Annotated in this window: 11 protein-coding genes; 8 read left to right on the top strand and 3 right to left on the bottom strand. The window is 62.0% G+C overall.

The annotated features are described in order from the left end of the window. Positions 1-42: 42 nt before the first annotated feature. The gene (locus M5G11_RS17240; RefSeq protein WP_273911765.1) at positions 43-4,908 is read right to left on the bottom strand and encodes an NAD-glutamate dehydrogenase; all 4,866 of its coding nucleotides are present in this window, start codon (positions 4,906-4,908) and stop codon (positions 43-45) included. 343 nt (positions 4,909-5,251) lie between these two features. Here M5G11_RS17240 and M5G11_RS17235 point away from each other — a divergent pair, with 343 nt between their 5' ends. The 7 genes from M5G11_RS17235 to M5G11_RS17205 all read left to right on the top strand — a co-directional run bounded on the left by M5G11_RS17235 (position 5,252) and on the right by M5G11_RS17205 (position 13,173). After that, positions 5,252-5,605: a hypothetical protein gene (locus M5G11_RS17235; RefSeq protein WP_273911764.1), complete on the top strand. Its 354-nt coding sequence runs from the start codon at positions 5,252-5,254 to the stop codon at positions 5,603-5,605. Positions 5,606-5,617: 12 nt separating this feature from the next. After that, a complete protein-coding gene (locus M5G11_RS17230) occupies positions 5,618-6,367 on the top strand; it encodes an amidohydrolase family protein (RefSeq protein ID WP_273911763.1) in 750 nt (249 codons plus the stop codon). A 76-nt stretch (positions 6,368-6,443) separates the two neighbouring features. Beyond that, the gene (locus M5G11_RS17225; RefSeq protein WP_273911762.1) at positions 6,444-7,154 is read left to right on the top strand and encodes a FadR/GntR family transcriptional regulator; all 711 of its coding nucleotides are present in this window, start codon (positions 6,444-6,446) and stop codon (positions 7,152-7,154) included. Between the two features lie 111 nt (positions 7,155-7,265). Then, positions 7,266-8,459: an L-2-hydroxyglutarate oxidase gene (gene lhgO, locus M5G11_RS17220; RefSeq protein WP_273911761.1), complete on the top strand. Its 1,194-nt coding sequence runs from the start codon at positions 7,266-7,268 to the stop codon at positions 8,457-8,459. 45 nt (positions 8,460-8,504) lie between these two features. After that, on the top strand, positions 8,505-9,833 hold the full coding sequence (locus tag M5G11_RS17215; protein ID WP_273911760.1) for an MFS transporter: 1,329 nt from the start codon (positions 8,505-8,507) through the stop codon (positions 9,831-9,833). Positions 9,834-9,930: 97 nt separating this feature from the next. Then, positions 9,931-11,184, top strand: a complete 1,254-nt coding sequence (cqsA, locus tag M5G11_RS17210; RefSeq protein ID WP_273911759.1) for an alpha-hydroxyketone-type quorum-sensing autoinducer synthase — start codon at positions 9,931-9,933, stop codon at positions 11,182-11,184. Between the two features lie 66 nt (positions 11,185-11,250). Continuing rightward, the gene (locus M5G11_RS17205; RefSeq protein ID WP_273911789.1) at positions 11,251-13,173 is read left to right on the top strand and encodes a DNA topoisomerase III; all 1,923 of its coding nucleotides are present in this window, start codon (positions 11,251-11,253) and stop codon (positions 13,171-13,173) included. Positions 13,174-13,196: 23 nt separating this feature from the next. Here the strand turns inward: M5G11_RS17205 and M5G11_RS17200 are convergent, their stop codons facing one another. Beyond that, positions 13,197-13,964 carry a GntR family transcriptional regulator gene (locus tag M5G11_RS17200; RefSeq protein WP_273911758.1) on the bottom strand — a complete coding sequence of 256 codons (768 nt, stop codon included), beginning with the start codon at positions 13,962-13,964 and terminating at the stop codon, positions 13,197-13,199. 357 nt (positions 13,965-14,321) lie between these two features. Here M5G11_RS17200 and M5G11_RS17195 point away from each other — a divergent pair, with 357 nt between their 5' ends. Further along, positions 14,322-15,671, top strand: coding sequence for an NCS2 family permease (locus M5G11_RS17195; protein WP_273911757.1), 1,350 nt, complete (start codon positions 14,322-14,324; stop codon positions 15,669-15,671). A gap of 306 nt (positions 15,672-15,977) precedes the next feature. Here the strand turns inward: M5G11_RS17195 and uraH are convergent, their stop codons facing one another. Beyond that, the gene (gene uraH / locus M5G11_RS17190) at positions 15,978-16,331 is read right to left on the bottom strand and encodes a hydroxyisourate hydrolase (RefSeq protein ID WP_273911756.1); all 354 of its coding nucleotides are present in this window, start codon (positions 16,329-16,331) and stop codon (positions 15,978-15,980) included. Between the last annotated feature and the right edge of the window lie 310 nt (positions 16,332-16,641).

Below are 16,641 nucleotides of genomic sequence, written 5' to 3'. Positions count from 1 at the left end.
AAAGCCCCGGTTCACACCGGGGCTTTTTCATTCAGCGCAGACTCAGGACGGCACCACCGCCGCCTGACCGCTCATTGCCAGGTCCACCAGCTCCCGGTTCGCCACCGCATACATGGCGTAGTCGGTGCCGGTTGCCGCGCGCAGCTCGTCGAGCATGGCGCGCCAGCGCACCACCATCACGCCGTGCTGCTCCACCCACAAGGCCACCCGCTCATCCATGTCCTGCGGGGCATCGGCCATTTGCAGGACGGAGATGGTGATCGCCCGCTGCTGCAGGTCGATATCGTCGCGGAATGCCTCGCGAGCCAGCGCCTGCCAGTTGTTTTCCACCGGCAGGTTGCTGATTTCCTGCAGGTACCAGGTCAGGTCCAGCGCGCTACCTACCGCGAAGAACGCCTTGGCCACTTCAGCCGGGTCCTGGCCGGTGACGTCGGACGCCTCGATGATCGGCAACAGCGTGTACAGGTGCGTAGTGCCCGCCACCATGCGCGCCAGCAATTCCGGCACACCGGCCTCGACAAAGCCCTGGTAACGGGTCTGCCAGCGTTCGCGGGTCGGCCCTTCCAGCAGTTCGTCCAGCTTCAGGCCCAACGAAGCGATCTTCGGCCCGAAGTGCGCCACGTCACGCCCGGCATCCTGCTCGTTGCGACGGCTGCGCAGGAACCAGCGGGTGGCACGGCGGCCCAGGCGCATCAGCTCGTCCATCAGGGTCAGCTGAACTTCAGCCGGCACCTGGTAATCCAGCGCCTCGATCTGCCGGAACCAGTGCGGGAGATGGAAGATGTCACGCACGATCACATACGCCCCGGCCACGTTCGCCGGGCTCATGCCGGTCGACTCTTTCAGGCGCTGGACGAAGGTGATGCCCATGTTGTTGACCAGGTCGTTGGCGATCTGGGTGCTGACGATTTCACGCTTCAGGCGATGGCGACGCATGGCCTCGGCGAACTTGCTGACCAACGACGGCGGGAACGCGGTCTCCATGTCGCGGGTCAGGTAGTCGTCATCCGGTACCAGCGACTTGAGCAGCGCTTCCTTGAGGTCGATCTTGCTGTACGAGATCAACACCGACAGCTCAGCCCGGGTCAGGCCCTGGTTGGCCGCCAGACGCTCGACCAGTTGCTCTTCGGTAGGCAGGAACTCGATGGCACGGTCCAGCTTGCCACGGCTTTCCAGGTCGGCCATCAGGCGCTTGTACTCGGCGATGCGCTCTTTGGCGCGGCGCGCCGCCAGCGACAGGGCCTGGGTCTGCTTGTAGTTGTTGCCCAGCACCAGGCCGGACACTTCCTCGGTCATGCTACCCAGCAGCTGGTTGCGCTGCTTCTCGGTCATGTCGCCAGCCTGCACCACTTCGTTGAGCAGGATCTTGATGTTGACCTCGTGGTCGGAGCAGTCCACACCACCGGCGTTGTCGATGAAGTCGGTGTTGGTGGCGCCGCCATTCAGGCCGAACTCGACACGGCCCAATTGGGTCATGCCCAGGTTGCCGCCCTCGCCCACTACCTTGCAGCGCAGTTCGTTGCCGTCTACGCGCAGCGCGTCGTTGGCCTTGTCGCCAACGTCAGCGTGGCTTTCTTCGCTGGATTTGACGTAGGTGCCAATGCCGCCGTTCCACAGCAGGTCAACCGGCGCCTTGAGCAGTGCATTGAGCAGCTCGGTCGGGGTCAGCTTGTCGGCTTCGATGGCGAAGCGCTCTTTCATCTGCGGGCTGATGGTGATGCTTTTCGCGCTACGCGAGAAGATTCCGCCGCCCTCGGACATCAGGCTGGTGTCGTAGTCGCTCCAGGCCGACCGCGGCAGGTCGAACAGACGCTGACGCTCGGCAAAGCTGCTGGCCGGCTCCGGGTTCGGGTCGATGAAGATGTGCAGGTGGTTGAACGCAGCCACCAGTTGCAGCTTGTCCGACATCAGCAGGCCGTTGCCGAACACGTCACCGGCCATGTCGCCCACACCCACCACGGTGATGCTGTCTTCCTGGACGTTGATGCCGCGCTCACGGAAGTGACGCTGCACGCCGACCCAGGCGCCACGGGCAGTGATGCCCATCTTCTTGTGGTCGTAGCCGGCCGAACCACCCGAGGCGAATGCATCACCCAGCCAGAAGCCGTAGTCGATGGCGATGCCGTTGGCGATGTCGGAGAAGGTCGCGGTGCCTTTGTCGGCGGCCACTACCAGGTACGGGTCATCTTCATCGTGACGCACCACGTTGGCCGGAGGGACGACGCCGCCGTCCTTGAGGTTGTCAGTGATGTCGAGCAGGCCGGAAATGAAGATCCGGTAGCAGGCGATGCCCTCGGCCTGGATCTCGTCACGGCTGCCGCCCAGCGGCAGGCGACGCGGCAGGAAGCCGCCCTTGGCACCGACCGGCACGATGACCGAGTTCTTCACCTGCTGGGCTTTTACCAGGCCGAGCACTTCGGTACGGAAGTCTTCTTCGCGGTCCGACCAGCGCAGGCCGCCACGGGCAACGTTGCCAAAGCGCAGGTGCACGCCTTCGACACGCGGCGAGTAGACGAAGATTTCAAACTTCGGCACCGGCTTGGGCAGCTCCGGAATCAGCTTCGGATTGAACTTGAAGCTGAAGTAGGACTTGGCGTGGCCCTGTGCATCCGGCTGGTAGAAGTTGGTGCGCAGGGTGGCCTTGATCAGGTCCAGGTAGCGACGCAGGATGCGGTCTTCGTTGAGCACCTGAACGTCGTCCAGGGCCGTGAGGATCGCCTGTTCCAGACGCTGCTGCTTGTCGTCGAGGTCTTCGACGGTGAGCTTGCGGGCCAGGTAGAAACGGGTCTTGAACAACCGGGTCAGCTCGCGGGCAATGTCCGTGTGGTTGTTCAGGGTGCTGGCGATGTAACCCAGGTCGAAGCCCAGGCGGATCTGCTTGAGGTAGCGCGCATAGGCACGCAGCAGCGCCACGTCACGCCATGGCAGGCCGGCGGTCAGCACCAGGCGGTTGAACGCATCGTTTTCGGCATCGCCTTTGACGATGTGGACGAAGGCGTCCTGCAGCGTGTCGTTGAGCTGCTGGATATCCAGGTTCAGCCCTTCGCTGTAGGTGAACGCGAAGTCATGAATCCAGAACTCGCGGCCATTGTTGTGGCGCAGGCGATACGGGAACTCGCCGAGCACGCGCAGGCCCAGGTTTTCCAGGATCGGCAGCACGTCGGACAGCGCCAGCGGGGTGTCGGCGTGGTACAGCTTGCAGTGCAGCTGCTGTTTGCCGGCCTGGGTCAGCGGCTGGTAGAAGCTCATCACCAGCGGCTTGCGCTCGGACAAGGTCAGCAGGTGCTGCATGTCGACCACGGCCGAATGCGCGGCGAAACGCTCGCGGTAACCTGCCGGGAAGCCTTTCGGGAAGTCGGCAAGGACGTTGGTGCCCTGCGCTTCGCCGAAGCTTTCTACGGTCAGGCTGGCGTAGTCGTCCTGCCAGGAGCGGCAGGCCTGGATGACTTCGTTTTCCAGTTGTTTCGGGTCGATGTCGATACGGTTTTTCGGGTCGACACGCAGGATCAGCTGTACGCGGGCCAGCACCGATTCGGAGAAGAAGGTCCAGAACTCGCAGTCGCTGGCCTTCAGGCGCTCCATCAGGACCTGCTGGATCTTCTGCCGCACTTCGGTGGAGTAGATGTCACGCGGCACATAGGCCAGGCAGTAGCAGAAGCGGCCGTACGGGTCTTTGCGCAGGAACACGCGAATCTTGTTGCGCTCCTGGATCTGCACGATCGACATCACGGTGCTGAACAGCTCGTCGACCGAGGTCTGGAACAGGTCGTCACGCGGCAGCACTTCGAGGACCTGGGCCAGTTCCTTGCCCAGGTGCGCTTTAGGGTCGAAGCCGGAGCGACGCTCCACTTCGGCAACCTTGCCGCGCAGGTAGGGAATTTCTCGCACGCTCTCGCCGTACACCGACGAGGTGTACAGGCCCATGAAGCGGCATTCCTTGATGACCTTGCCGTCGGCATCCAGCTGGCGGATGGAGACGTAGTCCGGGTAAGCCGGACGGTGCACGCGGCTTGGGTGCGCGGCCTTGGCGAAGGACAGCAGCAGCGGCTCCTTCAGGTAGCTGACGGCGTAGTCTTCGATGCGCAGGTCGTCGGCGGTGAGGCCGGCGCGCAGCAGGCGGGTCAGGCCGAGGAAGGACTGCTCGTCATACACCAGTTGGCCGCCTTCGGCGTCGCCATGCACGACGAACTCTTCGTAGCCGAGGAAGGTGAAGTGGTTGCCCACCAGCCATTCCAGGAAGCTCTTGACCTCGGCTTTCTGTTCACCGGCCGGGGCGTAGGCGGTTTCGTCGACCAGCGTCAGCAGTTCACGGATCTTGGCCTTCATGGGCTCGAAGTCGGCGACTGCCACCCGCACCTCAGCCAGCACCTGCTCCAGTTCGTGGGTCAGCAGGTTCAGCTCGGCAGCGTTGGCGCAGCGGTCGATCTCCAGGTACATCAGCGACTCTTGCAGCACGCCGTCGCCATGGGTGCCCTTGGGCAGGATTTCCAGCAGCTCGCCCTTGGCCCCGCGACGCACGCTGAGCACGGTGGTCTGCAGGGTGTGGATGCTGTAGCCACGGCGGTTCAGCTCGGTGCGGACCGAGTCGACCAGGAACGGCAGGTCATGGTGCAGGACTTCCACGGCGGTGTGGGTCGACTGCCAGCCATGACGCTCGTAATCGGGGTTGTAGACGCGCACCTGCGGGGCGGTGTGGTCGAAACGCTCGATGATGCGCCAGGCAGAGAGGGTGCAACCGGCCAGGTCCGAGAGGCGGCGCTGGGTAAGTTCGTCCAGAGAGATGATGCCGAAGAACTGTTCGGCGAACAACGCCACTTGTGGCAGTGCCTGTTCGCTGATGTGCTGCGCCAGGGCCGCTTGCAGTTGATGCTGGAAGTCGGCTTTGCTGGCTGCGGTGAAGAACGCCATCTGTGGTACTCCGCTTGGGCTTTATTTTTGAGGAAGCGTCGCGCGTGTCCGCCATGCTCGGATCAACGATAGCCAACCCGCAGCAGGAAGACGGTAAAAACCTGTAAGAACGGATGTGGACAGGGCCCAGTGCATACCGTTCAACGGATGGGCATCTGCAAAGACGACTGCCGCCAAGAGGGCTGTGTCTTTACGGGTGTCCATCGACAGCGCAGCTTAACGACTGCCCGGTCATTGCTGCTTGCGGTGCTGCGACATATTCGGTCATTGAGGGGCAGCCGGCGATTTATCCCTGGGCCGAAGACTGGCACACTGGTATTTCAATCTGCGTATCGAGACACCCATGCAACTGAATACTGCCCTGCTGATGGCCACCCCCTGCGACGACGAAGAAGACAACATGGCCACCCTGTGCTTCCACAGCGAAAAGGGCCATATGTTCGTGATGACCCGTTATCCGGACGAAGACCGGGTGGATATAACGCTGGACGACGAATACGCCCCGGTGGAGAACCTCAAGGTCACCCTGAGCGCCAGCCGCTTGCTGGTCGAAGTCACACCGCAGGATGCCGACGTGTTCGGCGGCGACGACCACCTGGAAATCACCCTGACCAGCACCGGCACCGACCTGGCCGAAGTCGAGGAAACCCTGCAGAACATCCTCAAAGGCACCGGTACCTACGTTAGCGAGTTGTAACAGGAGCCCTGCATGACCCGGCCGATCTTCGACGCCCACTGCCACATCATCGACCCGCGCTTCCCGCTGGTCGCGAACAATGGCTATCTGCCTGACCCGTTCAGCGCCGCAGATTACCTGGCGAGCGTCGAACCGTTGGGCATTCAAGGGGGCGCGGTGGTTTCCGGCTCGTTCCAGGCGCTCGATCAGTCCTATCTGCTGGCAGCGCTGCAATACCTGGGCCCGACGTTCGTCGGCGTGACCCAGGTGCCGGCCGAAATCGGCGATACCGAACTGCTGCAACTGGACGCCGCCGGCGTGCGTGCCGTGCGTTTCAACCTCAAGCGCGGCGGCTCGGAGCACATCGAACAGCTCGAGCGCATGGCCGCCCGGGTGTACGAGTTGGCTGGCTGGCATGTGGAGCTGTACGTCGATGCCCGTGAGCTGGCAGACCTTGCACCGGTGCTGCGCCACTTGCCGGCTGCCAGCATCGACCACCTCGGGCTGAGCCGCGACGGCCTGCCCGAGTTGCTGCGCCTGGCCGAAGCCGGCGTGCGCATCAAGGCCTGCGGCTTTGGCCGGGTCGATTTCGACGTGGTGCCCGCCCTGCGCGACATCGAGGCAGCCAACCCCCACGCCCTGATGTTCGGCACCGACCTGCCCTCCACCCGCGCCCCGCGCCCATTCGCCGCCAGCGATATCGAGCTGATCGGCGAAGCCCTGGGTGCAGAGGCGCTCGAGCGCGCCTTGTGGCGCAACGCCTGGGCCTTCTATCGCTGCTAAACCCCGCCACGGGTTGTTGACAGGGAAACACTGCGCAGGCATTGTCTGACAACCTGATTAATGAGCCACACCCTTCATGCTTGAGCTACAGCGCCCCGACACCCTGGTAGAACGCGTGGTCGGCGCCATCCGCGCCGAAATCGATTCAGGTCGCCTGGCGGCAGAATCGCGTCTACCCACCGAACAGCAACTGGCCGAGCAACTGAACGTCAGCCGCTCGGTCGTGCGTGAGGCGGTGGCGCAACTCAAGGCTGACGGCGTACTGATTGCTCGGCGCGGGCTGGGTTCGTACATCTCCCAGACCCCCAATGGCACCGTGTTCCGCTTCCCCAGTGCCCAGGGCCGCTCCCCTGACCTGGTGCAGATGTTCGAAGTGCGCCTGTGGATCGAAACCCAGGCTGCCTCCATCGCCGCCCAACGCCGCGACGCCGCCGACCTGGCGCGCATGCGCACGGCGCTCAAGGTGATGCAGGACAAACGCAGCGAGTTCGATATTGCCGCCGCCGCCGACGTCGAGTTCCACCGCGCCATTGCCGACGCCAGCAAGAATGACTACTTCGTGGCCTTCCACGACTTCCTGCGCGGGCAACTGGCCGCCGCGCGCAAGACTGCCTGGGAAAACTCGGCAAAACTGCTGGTAGGTGGTTCGGCCGACGCCATTCGCGAACACGAAGCCTTGTACCAGGCGATTGCCGATGGCGACCGCCTCGCCGCTGCCGCGTGCGCCGAAGCGCACCTGCGCGCCTCGGCGCTGCGCTTGAAGCTCGACCTGCCCAATATGGAATAAGCCAACAGCCGAATTGATCGGCGCTGCCGTAGCAGCGCCTTTTCTTTGCAACCATTAGTCTGACAACCTGATAGCAAGACCATCTGACAAGAACAGCAAGGTGACACCTGCATGATCTACGACTACTGCATCATCGGCGGCGGCATTGTTGGCCTCGCCACCGCCATGGCCCTGCTCAAGCGTGAACCCGGCGCCTCGCTGGTCATCCTGGAAAAGGAAACCACCCTGGCCCGCCACCAGACCGGGCACAACAGCGGCGTGATCCATGCCGGCATCTACTACGCGCCGGGCAGCCTCAAGGCCGACTTGTGCAAGCGTGGCGCCCAGGCGACCAAGGACTTCTGCGACGAACACGCGATCAAGTACGACGTCTGCGGCAAGCTGCTGGTGGCCTCCAATGCCCTGGAAGTGCAGCGCATGCAGGCGCTGTACGAGCGCTCCCAACAGAACGGGCTGAAGGTCGAACGCCTGGATGCCAGCGAGCTGCGCGCACGCGAGCCAAACATCGTCGGCCTTGGCGGGCTGTTTCTCGATGCCACCGGCATCGTCGACTATAAGCAGGTCTGCCAGGCCATGGCCAAGGTCATCCAGCAGGCTGGCGGGGAAATCTGCCTGGGCACCCAGGTCAAGGCGATCCACGAGAGCAGCGACAACGTCACCGTCAGCAGCCCGGACCGCGTCTGGCGTGCCAAGCAACTGGTGGCCTGCGCCGGCTTGCAGTCCGACCGCCTGGCCGCGCTGGCCGGGGTCAAGATAGACCACCAGATCATCCCCTTCCGTGGCGAATACTTCCGCCTGCCGGCGAGCAAGAACGACATCGTCAACCACCTGATCTACCCGATTCCCGATCCGGAATTGCCGTTCCTCGGCGTGCACCTGACGCGGATGATCGACGGCAGCGTCACCGTCGGGCCGAACGCCGTACTGGGGCTGGGCCGGGAGAACTACCGCAAGTTCTCGATCAATTGGCGCGACGTGGCCGACTACGCCAGCTTCCCGGGTTTCTGGAAAACCATCTGGAACAACCTCGGCTCGGGCACTACCGAGATGAAGAACTCGCTGTTCAAGCGCGGCTACCTGGAACAATGCCGCAAGTACTGCCCATCCCTGGAAGTCGACGACCTGCTGCCCTATGAGGCCGGCATCCGCGCGCAGGCGGTGATGCGTGACGGCACCTTGGTGCATGACTTCCTGTTCGCCGAAACGCCACGCATGGTGCACGTCTGCAACGCGCCCTCGCCCGCCGCCACCTCTGCCATCCCGATCGGCGAAATGATCGCCGAGAGGATCTTCAACGCCCGCTGAAACCCGCTGCCTCCCCAACTACAAAGACAATAAGGAAACCTTTCGATGTCGGTACAAGAAGCGGCCCCGACCGCAAGCGAAACCCCGGAACAAAAGAAGAAGCGCCTGCGCAAAGTCGCGGCCGCGACCATTTTCGGCTCGATGCTGGAGTGGTACGACTTCTACCTGTACGCGACCATGGCGGCGATCGTCTTCTCGAAGATCTTCTTCGACCCGAGCAACCCGCAGGTTGCCTCGCTGCTGGCCTTCTCGACCTTTGCCATTGGCTTCATTGCCCGCCCCTTTGGCGGCATTCTGTTCGGCTACCTGGGCGACAAATTCGGACGCAAGCAGGTACTGGTGATCACGTTCTGCATGATGGGCGTGTGCACCACGCTGATCGGCCTGATCCCCAGCTATGCCTCGATCGGCATCTGGGCGCCGATCCTGCTGGTGGTGATCCGCATCTTCCAGGGCCTTGGCGCGGGTGCCGAGCTGTCCGGTGCGGCGGTGACCTCCTACGAGCACGCCAGCGAAGGCAAGCGCGGCAGCCAGGGTGCCTGGCCGGCACTGGGGCTGAACCTGGGCCTGCTGCTGTCGTCGTTGACCGTGTACCTGCTGACCATGAATGGCAACGAGTTCATGCTGTCCGGCGGCTGGAGGATCCCGTTCATCTGCAGCATCGTGCTGGTCGGTGTCGGCCTGTGGGTGCGCAGCAGCATCCCGGAAACCCCGCAGTTCGCCGAACTGGAACAGGCCCCGGCCAAGTCCACCGAATCCCCGCTCAAGGCCTTGTTCCGCAATGACCTCAAGGGCCTGGCCGTGGTGTTCTTCGTGGCGATTGGCTACAACGCGCTGAGCTACATCTTCAAGACCTTCTCGCTGGCCTACCTGACCCAGTACAAAGGTGTTGAAGCCCACGTCACCTCGCTGTCGGTGACCATCGCGAGCCTGGTAGCCATCGTTGCCGTGCCGTTCTTCGGCTGGCTGTGCGACCGCTGGAGCAGCAAGACCGTGCTGATGTTTGGCGGGTTCTTCTCGGTGCTGTTCGCCTACCCGTTCATGGCGCTGCTGAACACTGGCGAGCCGACCATGATCTACATCGCCATTGCCATTGGGACCGGCATCCTGGCGCCGATGATGTTCGCCCCGCAGGGTTCGTTCCTCAGCCGTCAGTTCCCGACGCAGACACGTTCGTCGGGCTTCGGTACCGGCCGGGAAATCGGCACTGCGGTTGCCGGTGGCCTGGCGCCACTGGGCGGCCTGGCACTGGTTGCCAGCTCCCCTACCCACTCCACTGATGGCGTGGTGGTGATCCTCGCCATTGCCGCGGTGTTCGTGGTGGTGTTTGCCCTGTGTGACCAGGGGCGCAAGCATTCCAGCTTCAAGAACTGATGCGATGACCGACGCACCTGATATTTCTACCAGTAGTCAGGTGCGTCAATGAAGCGCTTACTCCCTTCAAATTGAACGTGAAGAGGAGTCATTTCCTGTGAGCACGCAACCAGCTGCACCCTCATCCGCCCCAGCCCCTCTCCCGGATTTTGTTGCTCGGCGCATTGAGCGTTTCTACACGGAACGATTCCAGCGGGACTGGGGCGGCCAACATATCCTGCACGGTACCGTGCCCGGCACGAATGCTCTGCATCTTTCAAGCAATGACTACCTGTGCCTGTCCAATGAGCGCTCGCTCCTTGACGCGCAGGCGCAATCCATCAAGCGGGCTGGTTACCAGTTGCTGATGTCGCTTTCGCTGCACCATGGCAACTGTCCAATCGCGCGCCTGGAACACAAACTCGCGCAGTTTCTGAACACCGAGAGCACCATTGTTTGCCAGTCCGGCTGGGGCGCCAACACCGGTCTCATGCAAACCATCAGCGGCCCCAGCATCCCCGTCTATCTGGACCGCCAGGCCCACCCTTCGTTTTGGTATGGGGCCACAGCTGCCAATGCCGATATCAAGGTTTTCAGACACAACAGTGTGGACCATGCCTGTGAACTGATCACCCAGCATGGGCCAGGGGTCCTGGTGATTGATGCCATTTACAGCATCAACGGCAGCGCTGCCCCGCTGAACGCATTTTGTGATCTCGCACAACAAACCGACTGCGTCTTGGTTGTCGACGAATCTCATTCAGTCGGCGTATGCGGGCCACACGGCAGCGGCCTGATCTCGGAGCTTGGCCTGGGCCCTCGCGTCCATTTCATCACGGTCAGCCTTGCAAAAGCCTTTGCTGGAAGAGCTGGAGTCATTGCATGTCCAACAGCGTTCAAGGACTACTTCCATATGAACTCCTACCCCACTTCGTTCAGCTCGACACTGCTCGAGCATGAGCTGACGTGGTTCGAATACGCTGCGGACTTCCTCTCTATGGCAGATGACCGGCGCACTCGCCTCGAAAGCATCACGCGCCATACACGCGAGAAACTCAGTGACCTCGGGTACGATGTTTCAACCGGCACCGAACAGATCATCGCACTGACCCCCGGTACCGAGAAAGAGACTATCCAACTGCGTGACGCACTGGAGCACCGAGGGATATTCGGCTCAGTATTCTGCTGGCCCGCAACGCCAAAAGACGGTGCGTTGGTACGCTTGACACTAAATAGCGGCTTGTCTGATGAACATATTGAACAACTCATTGCGGCGTGCACAACAATCCGCGCAGAGGTACGCCCTGAGCGCTGGCCCCATCGCCCCCATGAAGAACAGCTGACACACAAGGCTGTATATCCATCCAGATAAAACTTGCCTGAGCCCGATTCTCTGCGCATGCTATGGGTTATCGGCAATCACCCACAGTGTTCGAGCATGCGCCTGTTCCTCTGCGAAAAACCCTCCCAGGCAAAAGACATCGCCAAGGTCCTCGGGGCCACTCGGCGTGGCGATGGCTGCTGGGTCGGCACTGGCGTGACCGTCACCTGGTGCATTGGCCACCTGCTGGAGACCGCCCCACCCGACGCGTATGACGCGCGCTACAAACGCTGGGTCCTGGCCGACCTGCCGATCATCCCCGCCAAGTGGAAGATGCTGGTCAAGCCGAAGACGGCCAGCCAGTACAAGGCGGTCAAGCGCCTGCTCGGCGAGGCAGCCGAGCTGGTAATTGCCACGGACGCCGACCGCGAGGGCGAGATGATCGCCCGCGAACTGGTCGAGCATTGCCGCTATCGCGGGCCAATCCAGCGCTTGTGGCTTTCGGCCCTGGACGATGCCTCCATTCGCAAGGCACTGGCCACCCTAAAACCGGGCGCCGCGACCTTCAGCCTTTACCACTCCGCGCTCGGCCGCTCGCGGGCAGACTGGCTGATCGGCATGAACATGAGCCGCCTGTTCACCCTGCTCGGGCGCCAGTCGGGTTATCAGGGAGTTTTGCCGGTCGGCCGGGTACAAACGCCGACCCTGCGCCTGGTGGTGGATCGCGATCGCAGCATTGCCGATTTCGTTCCGGTTGCGTTCTGGGCCATCGACGTGCAGTTGAGCAGTGCCGGCACAGTCTTCAACGCGCAGTGGCGCGCACCGGAAGATACCTGTGACGACCAGGGCCGCTGCCTCAACCAGGCCCTGGCCCAGCAAGCGGCGGCAGCCATTGGCGCTGCCGCGTCAGCACGGGTGATGAAGATCGGCACGGAACGCGTGCGTGAAGCCGCCCCGCTGCCCTTCGACCTGGGCACCCTGCAGGAAGTCTGCTCGAAGAAGCTCGGGCTCGGCGCCCAGGAAACCCTGGATATCGCCCAGGCTCTCTACGAAACCCACAAAGTGATCACCTACCCGCGCAGTGATTGCGGCTACCTGCCCTTGAGCCAGCACGCCGAAGCCGGCTCGATACTGGCGGCACTCAGCCGCGCGGACGCAAGCCTTGCACCGCTGCAGGGGCACCTGCAGCCACAACGCCAGTCACGGGCCTGGAACGACGCCAAGGTCAGTGCCCACCACGGCATCATCCCCACCGCAGCAGCAATCGACCCCAGTCGTTTGCCGGGCAAGCACAAGGCCGTCTACACGCTGATTCGTGCGCGGTACCTGGCGCAGTTCCTGCCCAACCACGAATACGACCGTACCCAGGCCGATTTCGAGTGTGCCGGGCACGCCTTGCGCGCGGTAGGCAAGCAGATTGTCGAGCCGGGCTGGCGCCGGGCGCTGCCCGAGGCGCTGACCCCGCCCAAAGGCCGTGAAGCGCCGGCGCCGCAGGTGCTGCCAAGCTTGTCCGAGGGGCAGGATTGCGCCGTCGTCGACATCCAGCTCAAAGACCTCTGGACCCAGCCGCCCAAGCCGTTTACCGAAGGCGACCTGATCAAGGCAATGAAGAACGTTGCCAAACTGGTGGACGATCCGCGCCTGAAACAGAAACTCAAGGACACCACCGGGATAGGCACCGAGGCGACGCGGGCGGGGATTATTCAAGGGCTGCTGGATCGCGGCTACCTGGTCAAGCAGGGCAAGGCCCTGTCGGCGACGCCGGCAGCATTCAGCCTGATCGACGCGGTGCCGCGCGCGATTGCCGACCCTGGCACCACGGCGATCTGGGAGCAGGCGCTGGACATGGTGCAAAGTGGCGAGATGACCCTTGAGGAGTTTGTCGCCAAGCAGTCAGCGTGGATGAGCAAGCAGGTGGAGCGCTGCTCAGGGCTGAGCCTGCGCATCAGCGGGCCGGCAGTGCCGGCCGCGACACCATGGAAGAAGCGGCGCAAAACCACTGGCGCGCCACGTAAAACCAAGGCCAAAGCGAAGTCGTAGCAAATTACCGTCGGGGCTGAGGCTCAGCCCTTGGCCGAGACCGAGCCACCACGCTTCTTGGTTTGCAGCAAGTGCGAGAACACTGCGTGCAGGTCATCGGAAGCGCTTTCCTCATCGAGGTTGAGCTTGCTGTCGATGTGGTCCATGTGATGCATCATCAGGCTCACGGCCTGCTCGGCATCGCGCGCCTCGATGGCGTCGATCAACTGCATGTGCTCGTCGTACGAGCAATGCGAGCGGTTGCCGCTTTCGTACTGGGCAATGATCAACGAGGTTTGCGAGACCAGGCTGCGCTGGAAGCTGATCAACGGGGCATTACCTGCCGCCTCGGCCAGCTTGAGGTGGAACTCGCCGGAAAGACGAATGCCGGCGCCACGGTCGCCACGCGAGAAGCTGTCGCGCTCTTCACGGACCATCAGGCGCAGTTCGTTCAATTGCTCAGGGGTGGCGTGCAGCACCGCAAGCTCAGTGATCGCGCGTTCGACCATACGACGCGAGAAGAACACCTGGCGGGCTTCCTCGACCGTCGGGCTGGCAACCACGGCACCACGGTTGGGGCGCAACAGCACCACGCTTTCGTGGGCCAGGCGCGACAACGCGCGACGAATGATGGTGCGGCTGACGCCAAAGATCTCGCCCAGCGCTTCCTCGCTCAACTTGGTACCCGGCGCGAGACGTTGCTCGAGGATGGCCTCGAAAATATGCGCGTAGACGATATCGTCCTGGGTGCCGCTACGGCCGGCCTTGCCGACACGCGTGGGTTTCTTGAGAGGTTGCAGCTGTTCGTTCATGGGCACTCGAGCACGGAGATCCGCCTATCGGACCCTGACTGTAATACCAGCCAGTAGGGCGAAGGCAAGTCCTGGATAGAAAATTAAACGATAAAGGTATTGGCGCATTGTACACAGGCGCAGCGATTTCTGCAGGGGGCGATAGCCTTTATAGCGGCTCCACAGCATATTGCACGCACAACAACGAAAACATTATTTGCATTATTTGTATACAAACGCATAATCCACTCGTGCAACTTCCTGACTCCACGGTCAACAACCGAGTCTGAACGAGCGCCACTCACCCCCTCCAGAGTCCCCTAGTGCGTGCGCAGGACCCGGCTCTGAACAATAAGAAAGACTTGAGGAGTACACGCTGTGGAAAGCCGCAAATCCGACGCCCCTACGCTGGATCTTGCTCCGCCGCTCGAAACGAGCTTGCTGGAGCGGATTTTCAAACTCAAGCTACACGGCACTACCGTCAAGACCGAGATGATTGCGGGCCTGACGACCTTCATCACGATGGCATACATCATCTTCGTCAACCCCAACATCATGGCCGATGCCGGCATCGACCATGGTGCTGCATTTGTCGCGACCTGTATCGCCGCGGCACTGGGTTGCCTGTTGATGGGGCTGTATGCCAACTGGCCGGTTGGCCTGGCACCCGGCATGGGGCTGAACGCCTTCTTCACCTACACCGTGGTTGGCACCATGGGCTACACCTGGGAGGCCGCACTGGGTGCGGTGTTTGTTTCCGGGGTGCTGTTCATGTTCCTGACCCTTTCCCGCGTGCGCGAATGGCTGCTCAACAGCATCCCGGTCAGCCTTCGCCACGCCATGGGCGCCGGCGTCGGATTGTTCCTCGGGCTGATCGGTCTCAAAACGGCGGGCATCATCGTTGACAGCCCGGCCACGCTGGTCAAGCTGGGCTCGCTGCATGAGCCTGGCCCACTGCTGGCCGCCATCTGCTTCCTGATGATTGCGGTGCTCAGCTATCGCCGCGTGTTTGGCGCCATCCTGATCAGCATCATCGCCGTCACCCTCGCGGGCTGGGGGCTGGGGCTGGTCGAATACGGTGGCGTGTTCTCGCTGCCGCCAAGCCTGGCACCGACCTGGATGGCCATGGACGTCAAGGGCGTGTTCAACGTCAGCATGATCGCCGTGGTACTGGCTTTCCTCTTCGTGCACATGTTCGACACCGCCGGTACGCTGATGGGCGTGGCGCAGCGAGCGAACCTGGTGAATGCTGACGGGCGCATCGAGAACCTGTCTCGGGCGCTGAAAGCGGACAGTGCGTCCAGCGTGTTTGGTGCCGTGGTGGGTGTTCCGCCGGTTACCAGCTATGTAGAAAGCGCGGCAGGTGTGGCGGCCGGTGGCCGGACCGGGTTGACGGCCGTAGTGGTCGGCCTGCTGTTTATTGCAGCGATGTTCTTCGCACCATTGGCGGGGATGATCCCGGCCTACGCCACGGCGGGTGCGCTGATCTATGTCGCGATGCTGATGATGGGCAGCATGGCCCATATCGACTGGGATGAAGCGACTGACAGCATTCCAGCAATCGTGACCGCGATCATGATGCCGCTGACCTTCTCGGTGGCTGACGGGATTGCCCTTGGCTTCATTACCTATGTCGTGCTCAAGGCAGGTACGGGGCGCTACAAGGAAGTCTCGGCCAGCCTGTGGGTACTGTGCGCGATCTTCATTGCCAAGTTCGTGTTCCTCTAATCACCCGCTGCTGCAACACCAGAACCTCGCCTACGGGCGAGGTTTTTTGTTTTCCGGGTATGGGCGACAAGACATCGGCAACTGCAAGGACCCGTCTCTGCGGTCCGGCATCCTGTAGCCGCTGCCGCCAGGCTGCGCTGGAGACCGCAAGGGCTCCCAAAAGCGGCGCCTGCGTTGCAGCCGAGCGCAGCCTTACGGCAGCGGCTACACGACAGCACCTGCCATTCAACGCCCAACAAATCCCAGGCGAAAAAAAGCCCGCAGTGTGAGCGGGCAAGGACCTACGAAGATTCTTCTAGCGACCAACTAGCTTCCGCGATAGGTAGAGTAACTGTACGGCGAGATCAACAACGGAACGTGGTAGTGATCCTGCTCGGCGCTGATGCCGAAACGCAGTACCACGACATCCAGGAACGCGGTCCCCGGCAACTGCACGCCACGTGCACGGTAGTAATCGCCAGCGCTGAACTGCAGCTGGTACACACCACTACGGTAGTCATCACCCTGCAACAGCGGCGCATCGCAACGGCCATCGCTGTTGGTCAGGGCAGTGTTCACCAGCTCCAGCTGCTGACCTTCAACCCGGTACAGCTCGACCTTGATCGAGCTACCAGGGCAGCCGTGTGCGGCATCCAGTACATGCGTGGTCAAACGTCCCATTGCTTGCTCGCCTCATTTCAATCTGTGGGCAAAAAATTCCCGCTGAACACCACTGTGTAGCACAGCAGTGTGCGGCTGTCGGATTATTAAGACATTTCCACTGCAAATTGTACACAATTTTTATGACGATCTTGCTAGCCTACCGCTCATCCCCTGTATATAGACCATCAGTCGTAAAGCTAGACAGCTCGGCGACGCCAACGTCATTTGCTGACTAATCAGGCAGGTTTCTTGCACACCCTAATAAGGAAGGCGGCGGAAAGAAATCAGAAAAACAGACTTACAAATCGTCAATAAAGTTGTATACAAT

The organism is Pseudomonas fontis (genome assembly GCF_028656955.1).
In the GTDB taxonomy this organism is placed as follows: Bacteria; Pseudomonadota; Gammaproteobacteria; order Pseudomonadales; family Pseudomonadaceae; genus Aquipseudomonas; species Aquipseudomonas fontis.
The sequence above is the reverse complement of the archived record's forward strand: the minus strand, read 5'-3'. Positions and strand labels throughout refer to the sequence as shown.